The 24,134-nt window shown below is 63.7% G+C and carries 30 protein-coding genes; 17 read left to right on the top strand and 13 right to left on the bottom strand.

From position 1 onward, the window contains the following. Positions 1-44: 44 nt before the first annotated feature. Together F600_RS0112425 and F600_RS0112420 are read right to left on the bottom strand one after the other, a co-directional pair. Complete coding sequence (locus F600_RS0112425; RefSeq protein ID WP_018160948.1) at positions 45-1,475, bottom strand: leucyl aminopeptidase; 1,431 nt, start codon at positions 1,473-1,475, stop codon at positions 45-47. A gap of 49 nt (positions 1,476-1,524) precedes the next feature. Continuing rightward, a complete protein-coding gene (locus F600_RS0112420; protein ID WP_060934617.1) occupies positions 1,525-2,622 on the bottom strand; it encodes a hypothetical protein in 1,098 nt (365 codons plus the stop codon). A 60-nt stretch (positions 2,623-2,682) separates the two neighbouring features. Between F600_RS0112420 and gcvT the strand changes: the two genes are divergently transcribed. The 3 genes from gcvT (at position 2,683) to F600_RS27945 (ending at position 5,488) form a co-directional block, all read left to right on the top strand. Next, the gene (gcvT, locus tag F600_RS0112415; RefSeq protein WP_018160946.1) at positions 2,683-3,771 is read left to right on the top strand and encodes a glycine cleavage system aminomethyltransferase GcvT; all 1,089 of its coding nucleotides are present in this window, start codon (positions 2,683-2,685) and stop codon (positions 3,769-3,771) included. Positions 3,772-3,814: 43 nt separating this feature from the next. After that, positions 3,815-4,912: a branched-chain amino acid aminotransferase gene (locus F600_RS0112410; RefSeq protein ID WP_018160945.1), complete on the top strand. Its 1,098-nt coding sequence runs from the start codon at positions 3,815-3,817 to the stop codon at positions 4,910-4,912. Positions 4,913-4,996: 84 nt separating this feature from the next. Next, positions 4,997-5,488, top strand: a complete 492-nt coding sequence (locus F600_RS27945) for a lipoprotein LpqH (RefSeq protein WP_018160944.1) — start codon at positions 4,997-4,999, stop codon at positions 5,486-5,488. Positions 5,489-5,495: 7 nt separating this feature from the next. Here the strand turns inward: F600_RS27945 and F600_RS0112400 are convergent, their stop codons facing one another. The 5 genes from F600_RS0112400 to F600_RS0112380 form a co-directional block, all read right to left on the bottom strand. Next, positions 5,496-6,209, bottom strand: a complete 714-nt coding sequence (locus F600_RS0112400) for an MBL fold metallo-hydrolase (RefSeq protein WP_018160943.1) — start codon at positions 6,207-6,209, stop codon at positions 5,496-5,498. Between the two features lie 9 nt (positions 6,210-6,218). Then, a complete protein-coding gene (locus F600_RS0112395) occupies positions 6,219-7,508 on the bottom strand; it encodes an MFS transporter (protein ID WP_018160942.1) in 1,290 nt (429 codons plus the stop codon). A gap of 65 nt (positions 7,509-7,573) precedes the next feature. After that, positions 7,574-8,707, bottom strand: a complete 1,134-nt coding sequence (locus F600_RS0112390; protein ID WP_156024552.1) for a glycosyltransferase — start codon at positions 8,705-8,707, stop codon at positions 7,574-7,576. A 67-nt stretch (positions 8,708-8,774) separates the two neighbouring features. Next, on the bottom strand, positions 8,775-9,227 hold the full coding sequence (locus tag F600_RS0112385) for an SRPBCC family protein (RefSeq protein WP_018160940.1): 453 nt from the start codon (positions 9,225-9,227) through the stop codon (positions 8,775-8,777). A 116-nt stretch (positions 9,228-9,343) separates the two neighbouring features. Then, positions 9,344-10,732 carry an HNH endonuclease signature motif containing protein gene (locus F600_RS0112380; protein ID WP_018160939.1) on the bottom strand — a complete coding sequence of 463 codons (1,389 nt, stop codon included), beginning with the start codon at positions 10,730-10,732 and terminating at the stop codon, positions 9,344-9,346. Positions 10,733-10,948: 216 nt separating this feature from the next. Here F600_RS0112380 and F600_RS0112375 point away from each other — a divergent pair, with 216 nt between their 5' ends. The 4 genes from F600_RS0112375 (at position 10,949) to F600_RS0112360 (ending at position 12,848) form a co-directional block, all read left to right on the top strand. Then, positions 10,949-11,434 (top strand): DUF3558 domain-containing protein, encoded by a 486-nt coding sequence (locus F600_RS0112375; protein ID WP_245541522.1) that lies wholly within the window; start codon positions 10,949-10,951, stop codon positions 11,432-11,434. 12 nt (positions 11,435-11,446) lie between these two features. Then, the gene (locus tag F600_RS0112370) at positions 11,447-11,866 is read left to right on the top strand and encodes a hypothetical protein (protein ID WP_018160937.1); all 420 of its coding nucleotides are present in this window, start codon (positions 11,447-11,449) and stop codon (positions 11,864-11,866) included. 118 nt (positions 11,867-11,984) lie between these two features. Then, positions 11,985-12,350, top strand: coding sequence for a hypothetical protein (locus F600_RS0112365; protein ID WP_018160936.1), 366 nt, complete (start codon positions 11,985-11,987; stop codon positions 12,348-12,350). 15 nt (positions 12,351-12,365) lie between these two features. After that, entirely contained in the window at positions 12,366-12,848 is a 483-nt protein-coding gene (locus F600_RS0112360; protein ID WP_245541521.1) for a DUF3558 family protein, read from the top strand. Between the two features lie 3 nt (positions 12,849-12,851). Here F600_RS0112360 and F600_RS0112355 read toward each other — a convergent pair whose 3' ends face one another. Next, positions 12,852-13,619: a TetR/AcrR family transcriptional regulator gene (locus tag F600_RS0112355; protein WP_018160934.1), complete on the bottom strand. Its 768-nt coding sequence runs from the start codon at positions 13,617-13,619 to the stop codon at positions 12,852-12,854. An 89-nt stretch (positions 13,620-13,708) separates the two neighbouring features. Here F600_RS0112355 and F600_RS0112350 point away from each other — a divergent pair, with 89 nt between their 5' ends. Together F600_RS0112350 and F600_RS0112345 are read left to right on the top strand one after the other, a co-directional pair. Next, complete coding sequence (locus F600_RS0112350) at positions 13,709-14,659, top strand: daunorubicin resistance protein DrrA family ABC transporter ATP-binding protein (protein WP_018160933.1); 951 nt, start codon at positions 13,709-13,711, stop codon at positions 14,657-14,659. Further along, entirely contained in the window at positions 14,659-15,429 is a 771-nt protein-coding gene (locus tag F600_RS0112345) for an ABC transporter permease (protein WP_018160932.1), read from the top strand. The genes F600_RS0112350 and F600_RS0112345 overlap by 1 nt, the downstream gene beginning before the upstream one ends. Positions 15,430-15,495: 66 nt before the next feature. On the opposite strand, the gene F600_RS31610 is transcribed toward F600_RS0112345, so the two are convergent. After that, positions 15,496-15,654 carry a hypothetical protein gene (locus tag F600_RS31610; protein WP_018160931.1) on the bottom strand — a complete coding sequence of 53 codons (159 nt, stop codon included), beginning with the start codon at positions 15,652-15,654 and terminating at the stop codon, positions 15,496-15,498. An 89-nt stretch (positions 15,655-15,743) separates the two neighbouring features. Between F600_RS31610 and F600_RS0112335 the strand changes: the two genes are divergently transcribed. From F600_RS0112335 to F600_RS0112315, 5 genes are all read left to right on the top strand, one after another. Beyond that, positions 15,744-16,973 (top strand): amino acid deaminase/aldolase, encoded by a 1,230-nt coding sequence (locus tag F600_RS0112335; RefSeq protein WP_018160930.1) that lies wholly within the window; start codon positions 15,744-15,746, stop codon positions 16,971-16,973. Then, positions 16,970-18,259 carry a D-arabinono-1,4-lactone oxidase gene (locus F600_RS0112330; protein ID WP_026306482.1) on the top strand — a complete coding sequence of 430 codons (1,290 nt, stop codon included), beginning with the start codon at positions 16,970-16,972 and terminating at the stop codon, positions 18,257-18,259. Before F600_RS0112335 ends, F600_RS0112330 begins: the two co-directional genes overlap by 4 nt. Next, positions 18,259-18,450 carry a helix-hairpin-helix domain-containing protein gene (locus F600_RS0112325; RefSeq protein WP_018160928.1) on the top strand — a complete coding sequence of 64 codons (192 nt, stop codon included), beginning with the start codon at positions 18,259-18,261 and terminating at the stop codon, positions 18,448-18,450. Before F600_RS0112330 ends, F600_RS0112325 begins: the two co-directional genes overlap by 1 nt. A 78-nt stretch (positions 18,451-18,528) precedes the next feature. Continuing rightward, positions 18,529-18,879: an ArsR/SmtB family transcription factor gene (locus tag F600_RS0112320; protein WP_018160927.1), complete on the top strand. Its 351-nt coding sequence runs from the start codon at positions 18,529-18,531 to the stop codon at positions 18,877-18,879. Continuing rightward, positions 18,872-19,330, top strand: coding sequence for an SRPBCC domain-containing protein (locus F600_RS0112315; protein ID WP_018160926.1), 459 nt, complete (start codon positions 18,872-18,874; stop codon positions 19,328-19,330). The genes F600_RS0112320 and F600_RS0112315 overlap by 8 nt, the downstream gene beginning before the upstream one ends. On the opposite strand, the gene F600_RS0112310 is transcribed toward F600_RS0112315, so the two are convergent. Beyond that, positions 19,327-19,707 carry a VOC family protein gene (locus tag F600_RS0112310; RefSeq protein ID WP_026306480.1) on the bottom strand — a complete coding sequence of 127 codons (381 nt, stop codon included), beginning with the start codon at positions 19,705-19,707 and terminating at the stop codon, positions 19,327-19,329. The two genes, F600_RS0112315 and F600_RS0112310, sit on opposite strands and share 4 nt — an antisense overlap. A 53-nt stretch (positions 19,708-19,760) precedes the next feature. On the opposite strand from F600_RS0112310, the gene F600_RS0112305 reads away from it, so the two are divergent. The 3 genes from F600_RS0112305 to F600_RS0112295 all read left to right on the top strand — a co-directional run bounded on the left by F600_RS0112305 (position 19,761) and on the right by F600_RS0112295 (position 22,502). Beyond that, entirely contained in the window at positions 19,761-20,732 is a 972-nt protein-coding gene (locus tag F600_RS0112305) for an asparaginase (RefSeq protein ID WP_018160924.1), read from the top strand. Between the two features lie 64 nt (positions 20,733-20,796). Next, entirely contained in the window at positions 20,797-21,024 is a 228-nt protein-coding gene (locus F600_RS0112300) for a hypothetical protein (protein WP_018160923.1), read from the top strand. Then, on the top strand, positions 21,021-22,502 hold the full coding sequence (locus F600_RS0112295) for an amino acid permease (RefSeq protein WP_018160922.1): 1,482 nt from the start codon (positions 21,021-21,023) through the stop codon (positions 22,500-22,502). Before F600_RS0112300 ends, F600_RS0112295 begins: the two co-directional genes overlap by 4 nt. A gap of 37 nt (positions 22,503-22,539) precedes the next feature. Here the strand turns inward: F600_RS0112295 and F600_RS27940 are convergent, their stop codons facing one another. From F600_RS27940 to F600_RS0112280, 3 genes are all read right to left on the bottom strand, one after another. Beyond that, positions 22,540-22,977 carry a DoxX family protein gene (locus tag F600_RS27940; protein ID WP_018160921.1) on the bottom strand — a complete coding sequence of 146 codons (438 nt, stop codon included), beginning with the start codon at positions 22,975-22,977 and terminating at the stop codon, positions 22,540-22,542. Positions 22,978-23,068: 91 nt separating this feature from the next. Further along, entirely contained in the window at positions 23,069-23,710 is a 642-nt protein-coding gene (locus F600_RS0112285; protein ID WP_018160920.1) for a vWA domain-containing protein, read from the bottom strand. A 10-nt stretch (positions 23,711-23,720) separates the two neighbouring features. Then, on the bottom strand, positions 23,721-24,089 hold the full coding sequence (locus F600_RS0112280) for a hypothetical protein (RefSeq protein WP_018160919.1): 369 nt from the start codon (positions 24,087-24,089) through the stop codon (positions 23,721-23,723). Between the last annotated feature and the right edge of the window lie 45 nt (positions 24,090-24,134).

The raw sequence follows: 24,134 nt of genomic DNA, 5'->3' as shown, positions 1-24,134 counted from the left end.
CAAATCGTCGAACGACAAGGGACGTGAGGGTGCACGGCAGCGGGTCAGGCTCCCGCGATGTCCTCCAACACCGCGAGAATCGTCCGCACGGGAACGCCGGTGCCGCCCTTGCCGGTGTAGCCCCACGGTCCGCCGGTGTTGTACGCCGGTCCCGCGATGTCGACGTGCGCCCACTCGACGCCCTCGGGGACGAACTCCTTGAGGAACAATCCAGCCGAGAGCATGCCGCCGTAGCGGTGGTTCGTGACGTTGGCCAGGTCAGCGACCTTGGAGTCGAGGTCGGAGCGCAGTTCTTCCGGTAGCGGCATGGCCCAGCCACCTTCCCCGACACTCTGCGAGATCCGGGCCACGCGGTCGCGGAAGTCGGTCGTGCCCATGACGCCCGGCGTGCGGTTACCCAACGCGACCTGCTGCGCACCGGTCAGCGTGGCGGTGTCGATGAGGTACTGGGGGTCGTCCTCGCACGCACGAACAATGGCGTCCGCGAGAATCAGTCGACCTTCGGCATCGGTGTTGAGGACTTCGACGGTCGTGCCGCCATACTGGGTGAGCACATCGCCCGGCCGCTGGGCCGTTCCCGACGGCATGTTCTCCGCCATCGGGACCGTCGCGGTGACGTTGACCTTCACGCCGAGTTTCGCTGCGGCCACGATCGACGCGATGACCGCGGCAGCCCCGGCCATGTCGCAGGTCATCACGTCCATGCTCGCGGCCGGCTTGATCGAGATGCCGCCGGTGTCGAAGGTGATGCCCTTGCCGACCAGCGCCACGAGGGGCGCATCGTCTGAGTACTGGTAGGTGATCCGCACCAGGCGGGGGAGGCGCGACGAGCCCTTGCCGACGCCGATGATGCCGCCATATCCGCGGTCGATGAGCTGTTCGTCGTCGAGGACTTCGACCTCAAGCCCGGCTTCCTCGGCGAGAACCTTTGCGCGCGAGGCAAACTCGGCAGGGTATAGGTGACTCGGCGGAGTGTTGACGAAGTCGCGGGTGGCCGCGACCGCTTCGGCGATGATGAGTCCGCGCGCGACGGCGTCCTCGGAGTCTTCTTCGGTGAGCATGAAGATCGACGGCGGCTCCTTCGAGTCGCCCGTCTTGAACTCGGTGAAGCTGTACGCGCCGAGGTAGTGGCCGACCACGGCGGCTTCGACGTCGAGTTCGCCGAGCGCGGAGCACGCGGTTCCACCCTTGAGCGCACGTGCTGCGACGCCGGCTGCCTTGCGCACAGCTTCGTCGGTGTCGCCCACGCCGACCGCGAGGATGCTCTTGTAGTCGCCGTTCCCGGGAATCCGGGTGACCTCTTCGGCCGTGCCCTTTGCGCCGACGGCGGCGAGCTGCTCAGCGAGGTCTTCCGGCAGACCGTTGACCGGAGTCGCGATCTCGATGCCCTCGTCGTTGCTCCGGATGCCGATGATCAGGACGTCCGGGTGGTTCTCGGGGAATCCGGCGTTGATCGTGGGGCGGATGGCAGTCAAAGTAGATCCTCTCGTCGTGCTCGGCAGGCTCGATCGTATGTGGGTTGGGTCACCGGAGTCGCGTGAGAACGAACGCGGCGCCGGCGTACGCCGCCAGAATCAGTGCAGGGAGCCAGCCATTCGTCAGGATCGTAAAGTGCGTCGGCAGGTCCGTGAGTGGCGTGTAGGCCGTCCAGCCGAAGTTCACGCGCTCGACCACGGTCGGGAAGAACGGGACTGCGATTCCGACGGCGAGGACCGCCGCAGGCACGTCCACCGCCGAGGCGAATGCGTATGCCGCGCCGAGCGCGCCAATCAGCAGAGCGACGGTCGCGAGCCCGTTCATGCTCAGCAGTGCGGGTGAAACGGCCAGTGCCACAACGACAATTCCGGTCGGGACGTGCGGCCATCGTCGTCCGAGAACGAGCCCGGCGATGATGGCCACGCATAGCGCCAGGGCAAGAACGGGGGAAGGGTATGCGGACCTGAACGGTGCGATCGCAATCGTCCCGCCGGCCAAGACGACGAGCCCGGAACTACCGGGAAGCAGAAATGCGGCAGCGATGAGCGTTGCGGCGGCCACTACCGCGAAGATGGTCGAGTGCATCAGCTGGGTCTCGAACAGAACCACAAGCGGCAGCGCTACGCACACCGCAAGAACTTGTGCACTTGCCTGTTTTCCTCCGGACCACTTCGCCCACAGCAACGCGATCAGGGTGATGCCCGCGAGAACGAGGCCCGCGACCTCCGTTGAACCCGACCAGAAGCTGTGCGACGGCTCGTAGTCGGCGTAGCGCCGTGGCATCCCGAGCCGGGCACCATCGAGCGCCATCCCGAGCATCACGCCTGCGCCGAGCGCACATTGCAGTTCTGGCGACCTCGCCAAACCGGCGAGGCAACCGAGTAAAAGAGCGACTCCGAAGAGGCCGAGATTCACACTTGTGAGGACGAATTGCTGGCCTATGAGTAGGGCGATCCCGGCACTTGCGCCACCTTGAAGCCAACGGGGTTGGTGCGCGAAGAGTGCGCAGATCGCGGCTGCGATCGCGATGGCGACAGCTGTCGAATCCCAGGGCATGAGAAGGGTCCACTGCGGCTTCAAGGACACGGCGAGCAGGCCGCCGCCCGCACCGAGGGCGATGCACTGGGTGACTGACCGCGAATTCACGGACTCACCGTATCGGCAGTGCGGCGGTTCTCGCGGTACTCGTTCGCTAACCTTCACGCCATGGGCGACGCCGAGCTTCTCCAGGGACCACTCAACGCCGTACACACCGAGTTCGGGGCGACGTTCGCGCCGTTCGGCGGTTGGTCGATGCCGGTCAGCTATGCCGGCACCGTCGCTGAGCACAATGCGACGCGGACGTCGGTGGGCTTGTTCGACGTGAGCCACCTGGGAAAGGCGCTGGTCAAGGGGCCGGGCGCGAAGGACTTCGTCAACTCGGCGCTCACCAACGACCTCGACAAGGTTGGTCCAGGTAAGGCGCAGTACACACTGTGTTGCGTCGACAATGGGGGCGTCCTCGACGACATCATCGCGTACTACGTCTCCGAGGACGAGATCTTCCTCGTCCCGAACGCCGCGAACACGGCGGCGGTTGTCGCAAAGCTGCAGGCCGCTGCTCCAGACGGAATCACGGTGACCAACCAGCACCGGGAGTACGCCGTTCTTGCGGTTCAGGGCCCCAGGTCGGCCGAGGTCGTCGGCGCTCTGGGCCTGCCGACCGACATGGAGTACATGGCATTCGCCGACGCCGAGTTCGAGGGGATTCCGGTGCGCGTCTGCCGAACTGGGTACACCGGCGAACATGGATATGAACTGCTACCGCCATGGGACCGTGCCGAGAGAGTTTTTCGGGCGCTACAGGCTCAAGGTGCCGAGCTCGCTGGGCTGGGAGCGCGTGACACCCTCCGCACGGAGATGGGGTATCCACTCCACGGGCAGGACCTTTCGCTGGACATCTCGCCGCTAGAGGCGCGCGTCGGCTGGGCAATCGGGTGGGGTAAAGACGCGTTCTGGGGCAAGGACGCACTCACCGCCCAGAAGTCCGCCGGTGTGAAGCGAACGCTGCTCGGTCTGAAGGCCGTCGGTCGCGGTGTGTTGCGCGCGCACCTCACGGTCAAGCGCGGCGACGACGTGGTCGGCGAGACCACGTCCGGAACGTTCTCGCCCACCCTCAAAGTCGGAATTGCGTTGGCGTTGCTGGACTCTGCCGCTGGGCTGAAGCCTGGAGATCGAGTCGAGGTGGACGTTCGCGGTCGAAGCCTCGAGTGCGAGGTCGTCCGGCCCCCGTTCGTGGACGTTCGCACGAAGTAAGGGCGGCGAGAGGCATTCGCGATCTTTGACTAGAATCCTCGCCATGACGATCGCGTTTACCCGTGTCCCGCATCCCTCGCCGCTGTCTGCGGAGGACCGGGCGAAGGTATTGGCCGATCCCGGATTCGGTAAGTACTTCACCGACCACATGGTCAGCATCGACTACTCGGTCGACAAGGGCTGGCACAACGCTCAGGTGATGCCGGTCAGCTCGATCGAACTGTCCCCGGCTTCGTTCGTTCTGCACTACGGCCAAGCGATCTTCGAGGGGCTCAAGGCCTACCGCCAGCCCGATGGCAGCATTGCGACCTTCCGCATCGAATCGAATGCCGAGCGTTTCCAGCGCTCTGCGCGCCGCATGGCGATGGCCGAGCTCCCGACCGAGCTGTTCATCGAGTCGATCAAGCAGCTCCTCGCGGTTGACCACGAGTGGGTTCCGGCGGCCGGTGGCGAGGACGCTCTGTACCTGCGTCCGTTCATGTTCGCCACGGAGGTCGGTCTCGGGGTCAAGCCGTCGTCGACTTACCGCTACATGGTGCTCGCGTCTCCGGCAGGTGTGTACTTCAAGGGCGGCGTGAAACCGGTCAAGGTGTGGGTCTCGACGGAATATGTCCGTGCGGTTCCCGGTGGAACCGGCGAGGCGAAGTTCGCGGGCAACTACGCGGCGTCGCTGTTGGCCCAGCAGCAGTCGCTCGATGAGGGCTGTGACCAGGTCATTTGGCTTGATGGAATCGAGCGCGTGTGGATCGAAGAGATGGGCACCAACAACCTGTTCTTCGTCTACGGTTCGGGTGGCGATGCCAAGCTCGTGACTCCGGCACTGTCGGGTTCGCTGCTTGCCGGCATTACGCGCGACAGTCTGTTGACGCTCGCGGCGGACGCCGGATTCGAGGTCGAAGAACGACGGATTTCGATTGCGGAACTCAAGGAAAAGTCTGCGTCAGGCGAAATCACCGAGGCTTTCGGCTGCGGAACTGCCGCGGTCATCACCCCGCTCGGATGGGTCAAGTCGGCGGACGGTGAATTCGCTATCGCTGGTGGTGCCACCGGCGATGTGACGATGGCACTTCGCGATACCCTCACGGGAATTCAGCGTGGCCTTTTCGCCGACACCCACAACTGGATGATGAAGATTCACTAATTTAAAATCGCGTCATTTCAGTTCGAGTTCCCTCGGCGGTGCTTAGATCGCACTAAATATCTCGCCGTCGTGAGGAACTCGAACATGCGGAACACCATTCCTGGTGGAGTTGCAGTTTTGGCTGCGCTGCTCGCTGTGGCCGGATGTTCGAGCGCCTCGAGTAATTCGAAGGTGTCCATCGACGGCCAGGATGTTTCGGGTTCGTATTCCGTCACATGCGCCAAGCAGGGCAATGCCATTGCCTTGACACTTGCTGACGAGAACAACGGCAAGTACGGAAAGTTCTCCGTCGGGGCAACGCTCAACGCCGACGGAAAGACCGTTAGCGCGGTGACCCTCGCAGGTTCGAAGGGCGGTGTGAATGGCGGCGCCTACGCCCTCGCGTATGGCCAGGCCGGTGGAATGAGTTCAGCCGGCCATGCCGACGTCACCGTCAGCGGGAAGAAATACACCGTCAAGGGCGAAGGCACTTCGGCCAGCATGGATATGTCCAATATGGGCATGAACATGAGCGACGACGGAACGATGACTCAGTCGTTCGACATCGTTTTCGCGTGCGACAACGTCATCCAATAACGACGGTTTATCCGCCCATCATGGCGCGCCAATCGGCGAGCGATTTCGGGCGGAATACGTAGTTCGAGCCGCGAACCTCGGACAGTTTCGCCGAGGGCGCGGGGGAGTACCAGTGCCCCGGAAATACGACGGGATCGTTCTCGAGCGCCGCCAGGTTCTGGAGGCTTCGGTAGATCTCATCGGAGTCGCCGCCCGGGAAATCGGTGCGTCCGCAGCCGTCCAGGAAAAGTGTGTCGCCCGCGACGAGGTGGCCGTCGAGCAGGAAGCACTGGCTACCCGGCGTGTGACCTGGTGTGTGCAGGAGTTCGATCTCGATTGCGCCGACGGAGATCTTGTCGCGGTGCGAATGTCCCGTCAATTCGCTCTCCGCGATGCCGGTAACCCTTGCCACCCAGGGCTTTTCGTTCTCGTTGACGTGTACCGCGACCTGCGTTGTCTCGAGCAGTTCGGCCAGGCCCTTGAGGTTGAAGCCCAGCATCGAGCCGCCGATGTGGTCCGGGTGGTGGTGGGTCACGAGCACGCCGGAGACGTTCATGCCGTCTTCGGCAGCGACGTCGATCAGATCCTGAGCGGCGTAGGCCGGGTCGACGACGACGCAGTCACCGGTTTCCCGGTCGCCGATCAGGTACGCGAAATTGCGCATCTGAGTCGCGATCGGGTCGCCGAGGGCGAAGTCGCGGCCGGCCAGGAGCTGACGGAAGTACAGGCGGTTCTCGGTCACGCGCCCAGCTTAGGTCAGGGGGTTCGCCAGTTCGTCCTGTGGGAGTCTCGCGAGAAGGATGGCCGAAACGGAAACCACGATGGGAACAATCGCCGCGACGACGAATGTCGTGGTCATGCCGATGGCAGCCGACACCGGACCGGCGAGGGCCATCGACACCGGCATCAAGCTGATGGACACGAAGAAGTCGAGCGACGACACCCGGCCCAGCAGCTCCGGCGGAACTCGTTGCTGCAGAAGCGTTCCCCACACGACCATCGGTGCCGAAAAGGTTGCACCGATGACGGCCGCAGCTCCGGCGACGACCCAGACGCTCGGTGCCATCGCGATGACGATGAACGGTAGGCAGCCGACACCCCACATGAGGTTGATGAAGGTCAGATACCGCCGTGGAAGTCTGAGCGAGCCCATCACCAGGGCGCCGAGTGCACCCCCGATTCCGAACGCAGCGATCACGATCGCGTGGTCGTCGGGTCCGCCGCCGAGCTTGTCCTTGACGAGGAACGGGATGAGCACTTCCATCGGACCCATCACGGCGAGTACGAGAATCGACGCGGCCAGCAGTGTGGCGAGTAGCCACGGCGTTCGCATCATGTAGGCGAAGCCTTCGCGAACGTCGGACAGGGCTGACGTGATCGCGTTTCCGCTGTTCGCGGTGCCGAGGTCCCGGCGTAGTGCGGTGAGCGGAACAAGCGTGAGGATCGCAAGGCCGGCGAGGTTCGACGCGGCGGCAACGCCGAGCGCCGCCGACGAAGTCGCCGCACCGACGACGACACCGCCGACGCCGGGGCCGATCGCGTTTCCGATCGTCGGCCGGACGACACCCTCAAAACCGTTGACCGCCAACAGGTCTTCCGCTGGCACGAGGGCGGGCAGCCAGGCCGTGTAGGCCGGATAGTAGAACGCCATCGCCACGCCGGTCGTGAATGCGATGACGGCGAGATGCCAGATCTCGGTCAGGTCAGTCCACGACAGCAGCGCGACGATTCCCATGCACGCCGTTTCGACCATCGCGACGCCGACGAGAATGCGCTTCTGCGGAATGCGGTCGGCGACAACGCCCCCGAGAAGGGCTGGCACGAGCAGGCCGACGGCACCGGCGACCGTCACGACGGACAGTTCGCTCGGTCCGCCCCCGATGCGGATGACCTCCCACACGATCGCGACGGCCCACACGCCCTGCGCGAAGACGTTCAGGGTGAGTGCGAGTCCGAGTCGGCGGTATGCCGGGTGCCGGAACGGGGTCAGCGCCCGGGGCAGTCGTGTGCGCCGGACGTCGGTTTGGATCTGCTCTGACATAGCGCTATCCAGTGTCGGCCGCCAGGCAGACTTAGCGCGAGCGAATTTTCCGGTTTGTCTGTTTTCTAGAGAGTTGCCGGGAAGTCGGTGACGAGGGGAAGAGTGGCGATTTCGGCGGCCATCTTCTCGGCTCGTTCGCGAATCTCGTTGTGTGTCAGGACCTCTTGCACGGCAGCGGCGAGGTCGCCCGCGGTGGCGGGGTCGGCAGCGGGCGATTCAAGTCCGTCGAGGGAGAAGCCGAGTCCGCATTCGGCGACACGACGTGCGTTGATGAACTGGTCGATCGAGAACAGCGGCATGACCACGCTCGGGACCCCGGCCACCAACGCGCCCAGGGTTGTGCCGAATCCGCCATGCCCGATCGCGACGGCGGCTTGCGCAAGCGCGCCTGCTTGTGGAAACCATTGTTCGACATGGACGTTCGGTGGGAGTGTGCCCAGGGCTGCCGGGTCCGCACTGCGGCCGATGGTCAGCAGGCCGCGAACGTCGAGGTTCGCCAGTTGGTCGATCGCGTGCTGGTACAGGCGGGGAAACAGACCCATGTTGGCGGCGACTGATCCGAATGTGACGTAGGCGAGAGGTGCGTCGCTCCCGCTCCACCAGTCGGGCAGTTCGACTCGTTTGGCAGGCAGGTCGCGGTAGCGCGTGACGATGTGGTCGTTGTTGACAGAGTCGAACGAGGCCGGCAGGAGCGAGACCTGCGGGACGTCCCAGACTTCCGCATCGTCGTCGATCCCGAAGTCGCGAAGTGCTGGTCGCACTGTTTCGCGGTAGAACCCGTCCGCCTCGTCGACCCCGATTGCGACGATCGTCGACCGGGTACCGGTCTCGACAGCGGCCACGGCTGACGCGAACTCGGCCGGTTCGCGCAGAACGACATCAGGCTGGAAGTCCCGGAAGATCTGGCGCATTTTCGGCAACGCGAATTGGGTGTCGAGGCGGCCGAAGACCTCGCCGACGACCAATTTGTTCGCCTCTTCGCGGGGGAGCGTTGGCAGCTGCCTCATCACTGCGCCGATGAGATGACCAGGGACATCGTCGACGGGCAGGTGCTTCAAACCGGACGACGCGATGGACGAGGCGAACGACTCAGGCGCGGCGACGGCCACCTCGTGGCCGGCATCGACCGCGGACCGCGCGAAGGGCACCATCGGCCCGAAGTGGCCTTCGCCGGCAGTGGTCGAAAAGAGGATGCGCATCGCACCATTGTGCGGCAACGACCAGGGCCCCGGGAGCACGCCCCGAGGCCCTGGTCAAGGCAAGCGATTACTGCTCAGCGAGTTCCTTGAGCGAAGCCAGGCCCTTGTCGAAGTCCTTGCCGATCGCCTTGTCGAAGAACAGCTTTCCCATCACCGCGAACAGGATGTTGCGCTCGCCGCTCATGGTCCAGGCAACCTCAGTTCCCGTGCCCGCAGGCGTGAGCGTGAAGGTCGTCTTGTTGTCCGCTTCGAACGGGACGATGAACTTGAGGTCGAGTTCGATCTGGCTCGGGGTGGAGGAGGTGATCTCCATGCTGCCCTGGCCGACCTTCTTGTTGCCTTCCCAGGCGTAGAAGGCGCCGACGCCCTCAGCAGCGCCGCTGTAGGTCCGCTTGATCTGCGGGTCGAGCTTCTCCCACGGGGACCAGCCCTCCCACTTGTGGAAGTCGTTGATCAGGGCGTGGATCGCGGCCGTGTCTGCGTTGATGACTGCGGTGCGTGTGTTCGAAAACGAAGGCATACCTGGCAGCGTACAAAGATCGACTTCGGTGTGCAGCTTGGGAACCGGCTGGGCCGTTAGCGACCCGCGCCCCCTAGCCCGCCCAGCTTGGGCTGGCGGGCTAGACGGGGTGTCGATCAGAACGGTGGCGGCTCGTTGTTCTGATCGTGTGCACGTTTGCGCTCCCTTCGCACGCGATTGACGCGTCCTTGGGCGCGGGGTTGCCTCTTCGGCCTCATCGGCACGGGGTTGCTCAGCAGAGGGATCGGCCCGAGCGGCGGAACCCGGTACACCCTTCCTTCGCGTGAGGTCAGAATCAGGGTGCCGTCGATGAGTTGCTCGGTCTCCCAGCCTCCATGGGTGTGCAGGTTGTGGTGCTTGCGGCAGAACGGCCCGAGATTGAACGAAGCGGTGTCCCCGTCCGCGCTGCGGGGTGTCCGGTGGTCGAGGTCTGATTCCCATGCGGGTTGGCCGCATCCCGGGAATGCGCACCAGCCGTGGACGGCTTTGACCCAGTCCGCCAGACTCTGGGAGGGCCGGTATCGATCCTCGGGGGTTTCAGCGAAGTAGTCGGCCACGGCGTCCGAAACAGTCGGGTTGTGCAGCGCCCGCAGGTCCGCAGCGGCGGCAATTGCGCGGAGGTGTTCTGCGGAGATGAAGCCGAAGCCGTCGATCCAGCCCGGTGCGTCGGACTCTCCGGTGAGGGTGTCCGCGGGGGCGATGACGTGCACGAGCGGTCGGCGCGGGGTGCCGGCGATATCGGCGGTGAAGGGGCATGCGGGGTCGCCGCAGAGACAATCGAGGTCGGGGCGGCCGTGGGTGAGCGCGACCAAGGCGTCGGCGCGGCGGGCACTGAATGAGCGTGGGTCATCACTGCAGACACGCTTGGCCATTTCATCGAGGCGACGGTCGAGGAAAGTGGCATCTTCGGCCGTGAGGGAGCCGGCAAGTTCGGCCATGCCGTCGGTGGCTGGGTGGACGTGGACGTGCCGACCCAATACCGCCGCGTCGCGGCGGGCGCGGAGGCCGTCGGGGTCGACGCGGATGATGACCGCGTCGATCACAGCGCGCAGCTTCTTACCGACCAGGCGCGCGGACGAGCCCTTGAGGGCGGACAGGATGTGGGCCTCTACTTCTTTGATGAAATCGGGGTCGACGTTTGCGGTGCAGGTTGCGATGGTCTGGACCTGGTGTTCGGTCAGCTCGCCCGCGGCGAAGGTTGCCGCGAGGTTAGGGAGTCGGGTGGCGAGAGTGTGTCCGAGCCACATCCAGCGCCCGGCGGTGGAGCAGGTGATGCCGAGTGCGGCCGCGATTTCGGCTTCCGCGGCGTCGGCAGGATCGACGCCGCCGGGCAGCGTTCCGACTGGTGTTTCGCATTCGTTGAGGTGACGGGCCAGAACCTCGCCCACAAATGCGAGCTTCCGGGCAGCGGCGGCTGATTCGATGCGGTGCCACAGGATCGCCGCATCGACCCCTGCCACGGGGTTGGCGGCGGTGGTGGCGGCGGTTAGGACGGTATCGAACACGTTATCGATCGTACGACGGAGGTACGACAAGTTGAGGCCCTGACCTGCGACGATGGTGCAAGACTGTGCAGATTCTGCGGTGAGTGGAGCCGTGGTGCGGCCGCTGCGCTAAAGAAATTCAATCGAGAGGGAATGTGACCGGACCGCCCCAGCAGGAGTCCTCGCAAATGACCATGGAACCGTTTGGCAATCTGGTGCGTCGATGGTGTGTAGGAGGTGAGTGATTTGCGGACTGTGGTGTCGGCGTTGATGCTCGCGGCCCTCGTCAGTGGGTGCTCTATTCCGGGCAAGGCTGTCGAAGCTCACTTCTGGGACCCGTGCACCGAGTTGTCGGATCAGGCTTTGCGAGAGGCGGGGGCGAAGCCTGAGACGAAGGATGACGCGGTGAAGCTCAAGGGCTGGCACGTGTGCGGTTGGCAGACCACCTACGACACCTACCGGCTCAATGTCGCATCGTCGGAGGATTCCCTCGCTACGTTGCGGAAGAGGGCGGCCTATGCAGATTTTCGTGTCGTTGAGGTTGGCGGGCGAAGTGGTCAGACCTATCTGGTGGCTGGTGATCGAAACGGCGGATGCACTGTCGGATTCGACTCCGCCCGCGGTTCAGTTCATGTCGAAATGACTCGGCGCAAAGCTGGCGACGCGGCATGCCAGGTCGCTCTCGTGGTGGCGCGGAAACTGCTCCCAAACCTCCCGTCCTAGTTAGGAGTTGCCATGTGGACAGAACTGCTCAGCGAGGCTGAGTCTGGGAACCTTTGGATCAAGCCCTCGAAAGCCATCGAGGGCCGCGAAGCGACGGAGCACTGGTTGCAGGCACTTCGCCAGATGCGGGGTGACACGCGATTTATTGGTGGTGCAGCAGGCTTCCCGGATCTGCCTTCTGCGCGACAGCTCGCTGCGAAATTCGATCGGTTGGCATTCGACCGGGATGCCGGACTAACGGTGCGCCTTGATCAATTCATCGAAGTCGGCGAGCAACTGAGCGAACTCTTGCTCCTTTCAATCCGACACTTCGAAGAGGAAGACGACGCCGCAGCTTCCAACTACCTCGCCATGCACGGCCTCTCCGACAAGCAACCCTCAGAACTCAAGGCGCGTTATCAAGAGCTCACCCCGGTTGAGCAGCCGCGCTAACTCGCATTCACGCCTTGCGAAGAATTGACGCGGGCGATACTCCAACCGCCCCGCGGTCAGGTACCGCCAGACGGCCGTTGGCCTCCGTTGAACTCAAGAGAGGAACATTCTTCGTCCGATGAATCCGGGCAACCAACAAGCTGATGAGTGGCGGCCGATCGAGCCAGAGGTGGTTCGCCTGGTCGAGGCGGTGGCTTCGAGTAGTTCGCGTTTTCGACCGTTGGTCGACGACCTTGTGTCGGCGCAAGTGCGAAATTCCGCGGACTGGATTCTCGACATTCGGGGTCCAATGAGCGGTCCGCGACTCGACGCTCCGGACGGGCCGCTCGAGGTCGAGGTGTTTGTTACCAGCAGAGCTGACTATCGCGGCGAAATCCTCATCTGGATCACCGATGGACACCTCTCCGGAATCGAGTACGCCTGGATTACCGATAACCCGCCGTCGACCTGGCCCCAGCCAGGTCAGATAGAGATCACTGCGTAGGAGAGAGGTGCGGGTTTGCGGAGTGTCATGGCGGCGTTGGTGCTGGCGGCCCTCATCGGCGCGTGCGCGATCCAAGGCAAAGCCGTTCAAGCCCACGTCTGGGATCCGTGCACGGGGTTGCCGGATCAGGCGTTGAGGCAGGCGGGGGCCGTCCCCATGACGAAGAACGAGACTGGTCAACCGGTCGGGTGGCACGTCTGTCGATGGGAAACGACAAACGGACGCTACTGGCTGGTCGTCTCCTCGTCAGGCGACGGCATGTCGACCATTCGACGAGACGCCACATACTCAGACTTTCAAACCGCAAATGTCGGTGACCGGGTCGGCGAAACCTATCTCTTGGCGAATGATCGCCGCGCGGGGTGCACGGTCGGAATCGATACTGCGTTCGGTTCAGTGCACGTTGAAATGACTAACGAGAAGGGCGAATCGGTCGAAGTCACGTGCCCACTCGCGCTGAGCGTGTCACTCGCTCTCCTTCGGTATCTTCCCGAGTGACTGTCAGGGCTCAAGGCGCGCCACCAGGAGCTCAACCCCATCCAGCAACCTCGCTAGCCCGAATTCGAAGCCTTCGTCCATGCCTTGGTCGAAGGCCTTTTCTTCCCACAGGAACGTCATGGTGGGGAACCGTTCTGCCGAGTAATACGTCCCCCAGAAGCTCGACCGTGATTCCCAATAGTCGTCCGCGCTCATGCCGGTCGTTGCGGACATGCGGGTGTCGGTGATCTTGCTTCGGGCAATACCGAACACATGCGATTCCACGAGCCCGGTCACGCGGGCCACGTCCGCAGGCGGGAGCCCCGTGAGGTTTGCTGCCCGGTAGAGATCCTCTTGGATGTCGAGCACATTGGGCCCCAACGGCATCCGCCAGAGATTGGACTGAATCATCCACGGATAGCGCTCGTACATGGCCCACGCTTCCCGGGCGTGAAACTCGATTTGCGCGCGCCAGGGGAGCGACCGGTCGGCCGGTCGTCTCGAGGCCCACGCGCGGTCGATCATCAACTCGAACAGTTCGTCGCGCCCGGGCACGTAGGTATAGATCGTCATCGCGCCGACGCCGAGCTTGGTGGCGAGCGCGCGCATCGACAGTTTGTCGACGCCTTCCGCGGCCGCGATCTCCATCGCGGCACCGAGGATCTGATCGAGCGAAAGCCGCTGCTTGGGCCCACGAGTGCCCGGCGCCGGCGGATTCCACAGCAGCTCGATCATCGCGCGACCTTCGGGCGTGCCCCATTCGCTCGGGTCACCTTCGTAGGGGCTGCTCACGGGTTTGGATTCTGTCACTTGAACCACCAATGCGTACGGTGTACGGTGTTAATCGTAACTCGGTATGCTGTACGGATAAAGGGCTGGGAATGATTCACACCGAGAAACTCACCAGAACATTTACGACTGGCAAGCAGGTCGTTGAAGCCGTCAAAGGCATCGACCTCGACGTCCAAAAGGGCGAACTCGTCGCGCTTCTCGGTCCCAACGGCGCCGGAAAGTCGACCACGCTCAGAATGCTGACGAGCTTGCTTCCGCCGACGAGTGGAACGGCCAAAGTCGCCGGCATCGACGTCACCAAGAACCCCGCGGGGGTGCGCAAGAAGATCGGCTACATCGGCCAGAATCCAGGAGCGGGCTACAACTACCGCGTCTGGGACGAACTGCGCATGCAGGGCCGGTTCTATGGATTGTCCAAAGACGAGGTGTCGGAGCGGGGCAAGGAATTGCTCTCAACCCTGGCCCTCGAGGGTATGGAACTGCGGAAGGTAAGCACACTTTCCGGTGGTCAGAAGCGTCGACTCGACATCGCGCTCGGACTCATTCATTCACCCGAACTGCTGTTCCTGGATGAGCCATCAACGGGAATGGACCCGCAGAACCGCGCCAACCTGTGGGAACACATCACCCGTCTGCGCGAGGAACGCGGCACGACGATCGTGCTGACGACGCACTACCTCGAGGAAGCTGACTCGATGGCCGAGCGGATCGTCATCATCGACCACGGCCGCATCATCGCCGCCGACACTGCCGATCGACTTAAGGCCCAGCAAGCCGGTGATCGGATCGCCGTGACGGTCGACGAATCCGACGTACAACTCGCCAGCGAGGTCGCTGCGAATGCCGGAACGATTCTCGACACCACGTCGAACACCATCAACGTTCGCGTCGAGGCCGGCGATCGAACGCTTCCGAGACTTCTGAATGCGTTGCACAACAAGGGGATCGACGTCCTGTCGGCGACCCTGCATCAACCGACCTTGGACGATGTGTTCCTGAATCTGACTGGGCGCAGCTTGCGCGAAGGGGGCGATGCGTGATGACTGCGGTTCTTTCCGACACCCGCTTCGTGTGGCAGCGGGAAATGCTCACGATCCTTCGTGATCCGTTCTCGCTGATCTTCTCGCTCATCCAGCCGCTCGTCTTCCTCGGGCTGTTCGGCCCGCTGCTCAACGGCGTCGCCGGATCCGGTGCGGCCGGCGCCTTCGGCGGGTCGTCGCTGCAGTGGTTCCTGCCCGGTGTCGTCGTCATGATCACGATGTTCGGTACCTCCATGACCGGCTCGAACTTGCAGTACGAGATCATGACCGGCGCTTTCGAGCGAATCCTGGCCACTCCGTTGTCGCGACCTGCGCTGTTGATCGGTCGTGCGCTCAAGGAGATGACACCGCTCGTCGTGCAGGCGTTGATCATCACGCTCATCGCGGCACCGTTCGGATTCCATCTCTACCCAGCGCACATCGTGGTCGGACTGGTCATTCTGGGCGTGTTCGGAGTCGGAGTCGGTGCGCTCTCGTACGCGCTCGCCATCGCGGCACGCAAGACGGAGTGGATCTTCTGGGCGGTTCAACAGACTCTGCTGTTCCCGCTCCTGATCCTGTCGGGCATGATGCTGCCGCTCGAGACCGGTCCAGGCTGGATGCAGGTTCTGTCGAAGTTCAACCCGCTGACGTACATCGTCGAAGCCGAGCGGACGCTGTTCGCGGGCGACCTCGGCATGAGCGTGCTCTGGGGTGCCGTCGCCGCCGCGATCACTGCAGCGGCTGGCCTGTTCGTAGGGGTTCGATCGGTCACCAAGACGGTGTTCTGACCGCGAGTGCACAACCCTCGCGGAACGCTCTCGGGCGTTACCGCGAGGGTTGTGCGCTCACCGTGGTTAGCGGAAGCCGCGCTGGCGGAAGTGCTGCGGGGTGCTGGTCATGACGGACCGGGCCTTGGTGACACGACCTTGTTGCTTCTGCTGAATGAGGGACTGATTGTGGCGCTGCTTCTTCGGCAGGTCGTCCCGGCGGCTTGCCCGAGCTTGGTCTGGCATTTCGATGTCCTTCCAGATTCGAAGGTGAATTCGACGTTAGGACGAGGAGTCGTGGGCTTCAACAGATTTTCTTCAATAGCCTGATTCTCGTGCGCCTACCGTCGTTGCTCGCCTCGGAACCACCCAAGGACAGGCCCTGGGTCGCGGCGCCCGCCCACTACTGGAACTCGCTGACCGTTGCGACCGCAGAGCTCGATGCGCCGGTGGCCGCGCTGAGTCTCCCGGCGCTCCTGCACAACATCGCAGATCTGCGTCGTCGGGCACAGGGTGCGCCGATTCGCGTGGCGAGCAAGTCGCTGCGCGTACGACCACTCATCGAAGCGATTCTCACGCTTCCCGGCTTCAGTGGTGTTCTCGCGTATGACCTGGCGGAAGCGATCTGGCTGTCCGAGCACGGCGTCGCGGACATCCTGGTCGGATATCCGACCGTCAACCGCACGGCCATCGCCGCACTCATTGCGAATCCGACTGCGTTGCAACAAGTGACGATCCTCGTCGATGCGATTGAGCAACTCGACCTCGTCGATGCGGTGGCGTCCGCGGACAAGCGGGACGACATCCGAGTCGCGATCGACCTGGATGCATCATTGCGCCTTCCCGTCATGGGCGACCTCGGTGTTCTGCGTTCCCCGGTTCATACGGTTCACCAGGCGGTGTCGCTCGCCCGCACGATTCACGAGCGTCGTGGGTTCCGCCTTGTCGGCGTCATGTCCTACGAGGCGCAAGTCGCCGGGCTCGGCAATGAAAGCCGGGCGATCCAACTGATGCAGTCGGCGTCGATGCGGGAATTGCGCGATCGTCGCCGTCACGTCATCGCGGAGATCCGCAAGATTGCCGACCTCGAATTCGTCAATGCGGGCGGAACGGGCTCACTCGAGGCGACTGCCGCTGATCAGTCCGTCACCGATATCGCCGCAGGCAGCGGATTCTTCGGCGGCCATCTCTTCGACCACTACCGGCACTTCCGGCCCGCGCCCGCGTTGGGCTTCGGACTCAATGTCGTGCGAAAGCCGCGCCCGGATGTCGTCACGTGTCATGGCGGCGGCTGGATTGCATCGGGTCCACCGGGCGACGACAGGCTGCCACAGATCGCGTGGCCGAGCGGACTGAATAACGTCGGTCGCGAGGGAGCAGGGGAGGTGCAGACGCCACTGCGCGGTGACGCTGCCCGTGCGCTGGGGATCGGCGATCGAGTCTGGTTCCGGCACACGAAGTCCGGCGAACTGAGCGAGCACGTCAACACGATCTTCGTGGTCGACGGCGACACTGTCGTCGATGAGGTGCCCACCTATCGCGGCGAGGGGAAGGCGTTCCTGTGATCTGGCAGAACTGGGGTCGTACCGAATCTGCAAGTCCAGCAAGTGTTCTCACTCCCGTGTCGGAAGACGGGGTCGCAGCGGCGATCGAGACCGCGCGAGAAACCGGAACGACGGTCAAAGCGGTCGGCGCGGGGCACAGCTTCTCGGGCATTGCGGTGCCGGGGGAGACGATGCTCGACCTCACGAATATGCGCGGTCTCGTTCGGATCGATGATCTCGACGCCACCTTCCGTGCGGGAACGCACCTTTACGAGATTCCCGCCTGGCTCGAGCCGCACGGACTGGCGATGGCCAACCTCGGTGATATCGACCGCCAGACCCTTGCCGGTGCGACATCAACCGGAACCCATGGAACGGGCGTCACGTTCGGTGGCATCAGCACGCAGATTACGCGGTTGCGCCTGGTGACCGGCAGATGTGAGGAGCGCGAGATCACTGACCCGACCGAGCTTCAGGCGGCCGCGTTGGGTCTGGGCGCGCTCGGCATCGTCACGGAGATCACCGTCCGGTGCGTTCCGGCGTTTTCGATCGAGGCATCGGAGCAGCCGGCCAAGGTGGGCGACGTCCTCGGACGCCTGCGCGAGGAAATAGAGACGAACGACCACTTCGAGTTCTATTGGTTCCCGCACACCGAGGCTGCGCTGACGAAGCGGAACAAGCGGTTGAGCGGACTCGTCGAGCCGTCGGGGCCGTCCAAATTCCGACGCTATGTCGACGATGAATTGCTCAGCAACAAGCTTTTCGGCGGTCTGTGTCGGGTGTCTGCTCGCTTTCCGAACGCCGTTCCGACGATCAACAAGGTCTCCGGGAATGCGCTGTCCGGACGGACGTTCGTGGACGCGTCGGCAGCGGTGTTCGCCAGTGAGCGCAAGGTCCGGTTCCGCGAGATGGAATACGCGGTCCCGCTCGAGAAGCTCGGGGAAGCCTTTGACGGTGTGCGGAAACTGATCGCCGACAAGGGATATCGGGTCAGCTTCCCGATCGAGGTGCGGGCCGCAGCGGCCGATGACCTGATGCTCTCGACGGCGTCCGGCCGGACGTCGGGCTATGTCGCGGTGCACCGCTACTTCCGCGACGAACCGGACGACTATTTCCGGGACGTCGAAGAGGTCATGATGAACCTCGGCGGACGACCGCACTGGGGCAAGATGCACACCCGCGACGCCGACTATCTCCGTGAGGTCTATCCGCGGTTCGACGAATTCTGCGCCGTGCGAGACAGACTCGATCCTGACCGCATCTTTCGTAACCCGTACCTCGATCGCGTCCTGGGGGACGACCGATAGTGACCGACCTCGAAACGCTGCCGAAAATCGGCGCTCCCGCGACGCGCGCCCTCAATGCCGCCGGTTATCCGACACTTCGCAGCCTTGTCGGCGCCCCGCGCGCGGAGTTGGAAGCGCTGCACGGCTTCGGGCCGAAGGCGCTGGGGATCCTCGAAGCTGCGCTTGCGGAGCATGGACTGTCGCTCGGCTAGTTACTCAACCAAATGGTTGACAACGAACAAGCAGTGGGCCTAATCTGTATTCAACCAAATGGTTGAGAAAGGAGCGGCATGACAGACAATCTGTCCCGCGTTTTCGCGGCACTTGCCGATCCCACCCGACGCGACATGGTCGCCCGGCTCGCCGTTGGGGACGCGACCGTTGGGGAGTTGGCGGCGCCGTACGGGGTATCCCTGCAGGCGGTGTCGAAGCACCTCAAGGTGCTCGAGGATGCGGGTCTCGTGACGCGCAGCCGCGACGCCCAAAGACGACCAGTTCATCTGGAAGCAAAGGTCTTTGACCTCATGACCAAGTGGATCGAGAAGTACCAGCAGCGAGCGGAGGAGCGGTACTCGCGCCTCGATGCCGTGCTGGCCGAAATGAACACCCAGACGTCCCGAGAAGGGCAGAACAATGACTGACAAGACCACCATCGAGCCCGATCCGAAGCTCCCGATCATTCACATCACTCGCGATTTCGCGGCGACGCCGGCGCAGGTGATCAAGGCCCACGTCGATCCGGACATCTACGTCAAGTGGGTCGGGCCGGCGGAAAGCACCGTCAAGATCGACTATTGGGACGCGCGCGACGGCGGCAGTTGGCGGTTCCTCGACGACACCTATGCGTTCCGCGGATGCTTCCACGAGGTCAGCGAGAGCCGTGTCGTGCAGACGTTCGTGTGGGAAGAGATGCCAGAGAAGGTCACGCTCGAAACCATGACTGTCGAGGACCTCGGCGACGGCCGGACCCGGCTGCATCAGAAGTCTCTGTGCGGCAGCATCGAAGACCGCGACTGGTGGCTGGCCAACGGCATGGAAGACGGCGTCAACCAGGGGTACGAGAAGCTCGACGAGCTCTTTGCGCGGACCTAGTCGCCTTCGTTCGCCCGGTGCGTGACGGCCTCGATGTTGTTGCCGTCGGGGTCACGCACGAATGCGCCGTAGTAGTGCTCGTGGTACTCGGGCCACATCCGCGGTGCATGCAAGGACTCGGCCCCGAGCGACAGCGCCGTCTCATAGAAGGACCGCACCGCGGCCGCGTCTTCCGCCTTGAAGGCAATGTGCACTTCACGGTTTGCCGGCAGGTTCTCGTAGCTGCTGAGCCAGAACCACGGGAAGCCATCTCGGCCGTACCCGATCGCGACGCCATAATCCATCTGTCGACTGAAGCCGAGTGTTCCGAGGACGACGTCGTAGAACTTGGCGGAGGCCTGGACATCGGCGCAGTTGATCCCGAAATGATCGATCATCATGAATCGCACACTATCCGGCTGTGGTGACACGGTGGCTAATACTTAGTGCCATGGCAGCACCGATTGAGCTGGTGACTCTGGGTGGCACGATCAGCATGGCGGTCGCCGCGGGAGGGCTCGCCAAGCCGCAACTCGATGCCGCTGGGATCGCGTCCCTCGCCGGCGTCCACGACGTCGAATTTCGGACCAGTCCGATCGCCCAATTGGGTGGTTCCGAACTCACCTTCGAACACCTGCGCGCGGTCAGTCGCCGACTTGCCGAATTGGCGGATGTCGCCGGCGTGATCGTCGTGACCGGCACGGATTCCATCGAAGAAGTCGCGGCCTGGCTGACCTACGCCGGACCGTGGCCGTTTCCCGTGGCAGTCACCGGTTCGATGTTGCCGGGGGCCGAGCCGGGGAGCGACGCGGCGGCGAATCTCCGCGGCGCGATCGACGCGGTCCGGCTGGGCTGTTGGCGGGAACCTGTCGTCGTCTTCGCGGGCAAGGTCCTGCTGGGGCGTCGAGTGCAGAAGGTGTCCGGCACCTTGGTCGACGCGTTCGACACCCCGGGATTTCCGCTCCTGGCGAGGCGTGAATCGCACGGGTGGCGGGTCATCGAACGCCCAGCAGCGGCGACGACCCTCGGACCGCCCGGTGACCACGATGCCAAGGTCGCTCTCGTCACTGCCTATATGGGGGCCGACGGCCATGTGATCGACTGTGCCGCACAGGCTTCCGATGCCGTGGTTGTGGCGGCGAACGGCGCCGGCAACCTGCCCGTCGGGATGGCCGATGCGGTGGTGCGGCAGGTGCGGGACGGGCGGCTCATCGTCGTCGGAACCCGGGCCCACGACTCTCGCACGGCTCCGGTCTACGGCTATCCCGGTGGGGGAGGTCAACTCGCCGCAGCGGACGTCCCGGTCGTCGGCGGGATGACGCCGCACCACATCCGGGTGTTCCTCGCGATCGCACTCTCGCAGGGCCGGAGCGCCACAGACACGCTGGAAAAGCTACGAGCGCACGTCGATTCCGTGAATTAGTTGCCGGCCCAGCGACTCTGGCGCTTGACTTGAACTGCTCCGCAATCTGATTCGAGGAGACGTCATGCCGCGCGACAAGTATCTGGCGAGGACCCCGCTGATCGGAATGTTCATGGTCTTCGCGGCGATCGCAATCGTCGCCGTGACGGCCTACCAACATGCCGGTTGGTTCTCACTCATCGGATATGGGGTCGCGGCGGTCATCGCTGTGTTCGGGTTCATCTTCACGTTCCGGGACGTTCCCGCACCGCCGTCCCTGGGGCCTTCGGAAGACAGTGAGGGCCGGTCGTGACCGCCGTCGAATCCACGGAGTACGACAAGTCGGCCCATAGTCATGAGGACGAGGGCTATCACAAAGGCCTCAAACCTCGTCAGCTCCAGATGATCGCCATCGGTGGAGCCATCGGAACCGGTCTCTTCCTGGGGGCGGGTGGTCGCCTGGCGAGCGCCGGACCAGGTTTGTTCGTCGTCTACGCGGTCTGTGGCGTCTTCGTCTTTCTCATCCTTCGAGCGCTCGGCGAGTTGGTTCTGCATAGGCCCTCGTCGGGTTCGTTTGTTTCCTACGCGCGCGAGTTCCTCGGCGAGAAGGCCGCCTTTGTCGCCGGGTGGATGTACTTCCTCAACTGGGCGATGACCGCCATTGTCGACTCGACCGCGATCGCCACCTACTTCCACTACTGGACGGCCTTCACCTCGATACCGCAGTGGCTCATCGCGCTGATCGCGCTGGCGGTCGTGCTGTCGATGAACCTGATTTCGGTGAAACTCTTCGGCGAACTCGAATTCTGGGCGGCGCTGGTGAAGGTCATCGCTCTGCTGACGTTCATCGTTGCCGGTACGATCTTCCTCGCCGGGCGCTACGAGATCGACGGCGCGCGAACCGGAATCAGCGTCATCACCGATCACGGAGGGCTGTTTCCGACCGGTGTCTATCCGCTGGTGATTGTTACATCCGGCGTCGTGTTCGCCTATGCCGCAGTAGAACTCGTAGGAACCGCAGCGGGGGAGACGGCCAATCCGGAGAAGATCATGCCGCGTGCGATCAACTCGGTCATCGCACGTATCGCGGTCTTCTACGTCGGTTCGCTGGTGCTTCTAGGCCTGTTGCTCCCGTACACCGCGTACCGCGCGGGCGAGAGTCCGTTCGTGACGTTCTTCTCCAAGATCGGCATCGAGGGCGCGGGTTCGATCATGAACATCGTCGTCCTCACGGCGGCCTTCTCGAGTCTCAACGCAGGACTGTATTCAACGGGCCGAATTCTGCGTTCGATGGCGATGAACGGAAGCGCGCCGACCTTCACGGCCAAGATGTCGAAGAATGGCGTCCCCTACGGTGGCATCCTGCTCACGTCCGTGATCGCTCTCTTCGGTGTCGTGCTCAATGCGTTGAACCCCGGGCAGGCGTTCGAGATCGTGCTGAACATGGCGGCCCTCGGCATTCTCGCCTCGTGGGGAACGATCGTCGTCTGCCAGATTCAGTTGTATCGGTGGTCGCAGAAGGGGATTCTCGAGCGGCCGAAGTTCCGGCTGTGGGGCTCGCCGTACACCGGATACCTGACTCTCGTCTTTCTGTTCGCGGTGCTCGTTCTCATGGCGCTGGACCATCCCATCGGGACCTGGACGGTTGCGACGCTCGTGGTCATCGTCCCGGCGCTGATCGGCGGTTGGTACCTCGTTCGAGGGCGCGTTCTCGCGGTGGCCCAGGAACGTGTGGGGCACACCGGCGCTTACCCAGTTGTCGCGAATAGGCCTGCACCTAAACGGGATTAGGGCGCACGGCGAGCCGTACGCCCTAGATTTCCGCAGATCACCGGCCGATCAACGACTTGACGACCGTGCGAGTGCGCTCGTCGCGGAGGTACAAGCCAACCCAGGCCACGATCGCGAAGTAGACGGGAGCCAGGACGTAGCCGAACACTCCGGACTGGTTGATCATGTGCACCTCGATCGCTCCGCCGAAGTAGCCGGTGAGCATCACCGCACCCAGGATCGACGTCCGCGGGAACACGTAGAACGCGATGCACACCAGCAGCGTCGCTCCGATGATCGGGGTCTGGCTGACCGGTATCCCGAGCTCAGCCGTCGCCGTCCGCACGGCCTCGACGCCGGCGAGCTTGGTCAACGAGTCGGCGAGGAGGAAGGCCGTGACAAGGCCGGAGAGAATCCAGCCGGCCTTGCGGGCCTTCGACGAGATCGCGTTCTGCGACGCGGTGACGGTCGGGCGGGTGGCGGTGATGGTGGACATTGCGGTGCTCCTGACGCTCGGTGTTCCGGCGTTGTTGCCGGTTCATCAATGCGTCGATCGAGCAATGCCCTTTTCGACAGGTGCCGAGAAATTAATCCCGCGCGGCCCTTCGCTGTGCCTGCGAGTAGGCCGGCATCGCCGCGGCGGGGTCCGCCATCTTGGCGCTGCGGTAGCTGCTGACATTCGCCGCGGTCGCCGCCCAGACATCGCGAGACTTGCCGCGGCTGTAGGTGACGGCCTTGTCGGGCTGGACCCCAAGGCTCACGCCGACCTCGACGGCGTCCTGATCGGCTCCCATGTACAGGAACTCCCAGGCGTACTGCTTGGTCTGCTGCTCGACGAGTGACTTGATCGCCGCGTGCGTCCACTCTTTGCTGGAATTCTCGAGGCCGTCGGTCATGATCGCGAAAATGACGGTACCCGGGCGGCGATCTTCCGGAAGGGCGGCCAGTTCGGCGCCGGTGTCGGTGATGAGCTTGCCCATCGCATCGAGGAGAGCGGTCATTCCGCGGGGCTGAAGGTCCAGGCTCGGCACCTGTGCGAGCGGCTTGTTCGCGTAGACGACCTCATATTCGTTGTCGAACTGCGCGAGCGTGACGGTGCATTCACCGGCGTTCTTGCGCTGCTCGGCGATGAACGCATCGAAACCGCCCTCGATGTCGGTCTTGATGGACTGCATCGAGCCGGAACGGTCGAGGAGGAAGACGATTCGGGTGAGGTTCTGATCCGTCATGGCGGCTCCTTCAGGATTGCCGGCGCGGCTTGAACCGCATCGGTTGAGGTGGAACGGGGGCAGCTTGTGACTGCCCGCTTGCTTTGTCATACCGCGCACGTCTGACATCTTCGGCCGTCACTCGACCGTCGGGACGGGCGTAAGGGGCGAGAAGTGCGGTGCGGGCAAGGCGGGGACCCACCGCGTTTTCGGTGAGCCCGGCACTCGCGCCCGCAGCCCGGATCGAGATCTCGTCATCGACGACAGCTTTGGCAAGTTGTTCGTCGAGGACGCGGCTGGCTTCATCGATGATGTTCCGCCAGTGCGGCAATGAATCCGCAGGAGCGGCCTGCTCAGCCTTCTCGAGTTCCGATCGAATGCGGTCGTACGGGTTGGACATGATTCACCGTACCGCAGAAACTGCGGATACGCAATAAGTGCGGCC

Source organism: Smaragdicoccus niigatensis DSM 44881 = NBRC 103563 (assembly GCF_000380645.1).
GTDB lineage: Bacteria > Actinomycetota > Actinomycetes > Mycobacteriales > Mycobacteriaceae > Smaragdicoccus > Smaragdicoccus niigatensis.
This window is presented reverse-complemented; position numbering and strand designations above follow the sequence as displayed.

Excerpts from the sequence above, each read along its gene's own strand:
- gcvT (WP_018160946.1), top strand. The coding sequence starts at position 2,683 with ATGGGCGACGCCGAGCTTCTCCAGGGACCACTCAACGCCGTACACACC.
- F600_RS0112410 (WP_018160945.1), top strand. The coding sequence starts at position 3,815 with ATGACGATCGCGTTTACCCGTGTCCCGCATCCCTCGCCGCTGTCTGCG.
- F600_RS27945 (WP_018160944.1), top strand. The coding sequence starts at position 4,997 with ATGCGGAACACCATTCCTGGTGGAGTTGCAGTTTTGGCTGCGCTGCTC.
- F600_RS0112395 (WP_018160942.1), bottom strand. The coding sequence starts at position 7,508 with ATGTCAGAGCAGATCCAAACCGACGTCCGGCGCACACGACTGCCCCGG.
- F600_RS0112390 (WP_156024552.1), bottom strand. The coding sequence starts at position 8,707 with ATGCGCATCCTCTTTTCGACCACTGCCGGCGAAGGCCACTTCGGGCCG.
- F600_RS0112385 (WP_018160940.1), bottom strand. The coding sequence starts at position 9,227 with ATGCCTTCGTTTTCGAACACACGCACCGCAGTCATCAACGCAGACACG.
- F600_RS0112370 (WP_018160937.1), top strand. The coding sequence starts at position 11,447 with ATGTGGACAGAACTGCTCAGCGAGGCTGAGTCTGGGAACCTTTGGATC.
- F600_RS0112365 (WP_018160936.1), top strand. The coding sequence starts at position 11,985 with ATGAATCCGGGCAACCAACAAGCTGATGAGTGGCGGCCGATCGAGCCA.
- F600_RS0112350 (WP_018160933.1), top strand. The coding sequence starts at position 13,709 with ATGATTCACACCGAGAAACTCACCAGAACATTTACGACTGGCAAGCAG.
- F600_RS0112345 (WP_018160932.1), top strand. The coding sequence starts at position 14,659 with ATGACTGCGGTTCTTTCCGACACCCGCTTCGTGTGGCAGCGGGAAATG.
- F600_RS31610 (WP_018160931.1), bottom strand. The coding sequence starts at position 15,654 with ATGCCAGACCAAGCTCGGGCAAGCCGCCGGGACGACCTGCCGAAGAAG.
- F600_RS0112320 (WP_018160927.1), top strand. The coding sequence starts at position 18,529 with ATGACAGACAATCTGTCCCGCGTTTTCGCGGCACTTGCCGATCCCACC.
- F600_RS0112315 (WP_018160926.1), top strand. The coding sequence starts at position 18,872 with ATGACTGACAAGACCACCATCGAGCCCGATCCGAAGCTCCCGATCATT.
- F600_RS0112310 (WP_026306480.1), bottom strand. The coding sequence starts at position 19,707 with ATGATCGATCATTTCGGGATCAACTGCGCCGATGTCCAGGCCTCCGCC.
- F600_RS0112305 (WP_018160924.1), top strand. The coding sequence starts at position 19,761 with ATGGCAGCACCGATTGAGCTGGTGACTCTGGGTGGCACGATCAGCATG.
- F600_RS0112300 (WP_018160923.1), top strand. The coding sequence starts at position 20,797 with ATGCCGCGCGACAAGTATCTGGCGAGGACCCCGCTGATCGGAATGTTC.
- F600_RS27940 (WP_018160921.1), bottom strand. The coding sequence starts at position 22,977 with ATGTCCACCATCACCGCCACCCGCCCGACCGTCACCGCGTCGCAGAAC.
- F600_RS0112285 (WP_018160920.1), bottom strand. The coding sequence starts at position 23,710 with ATGACGGATCAGAACCTCACCCGAATCGTCTTCCTCCTCGACCGTTCC.
- F600_RS0112280 (WP_018160919.1), bottom strand. The coding sequence starts at position 24,089 with ATGTCCAACCCGTACGACCGCATTCGATCGGAACTCGAGAAGGCTGAG.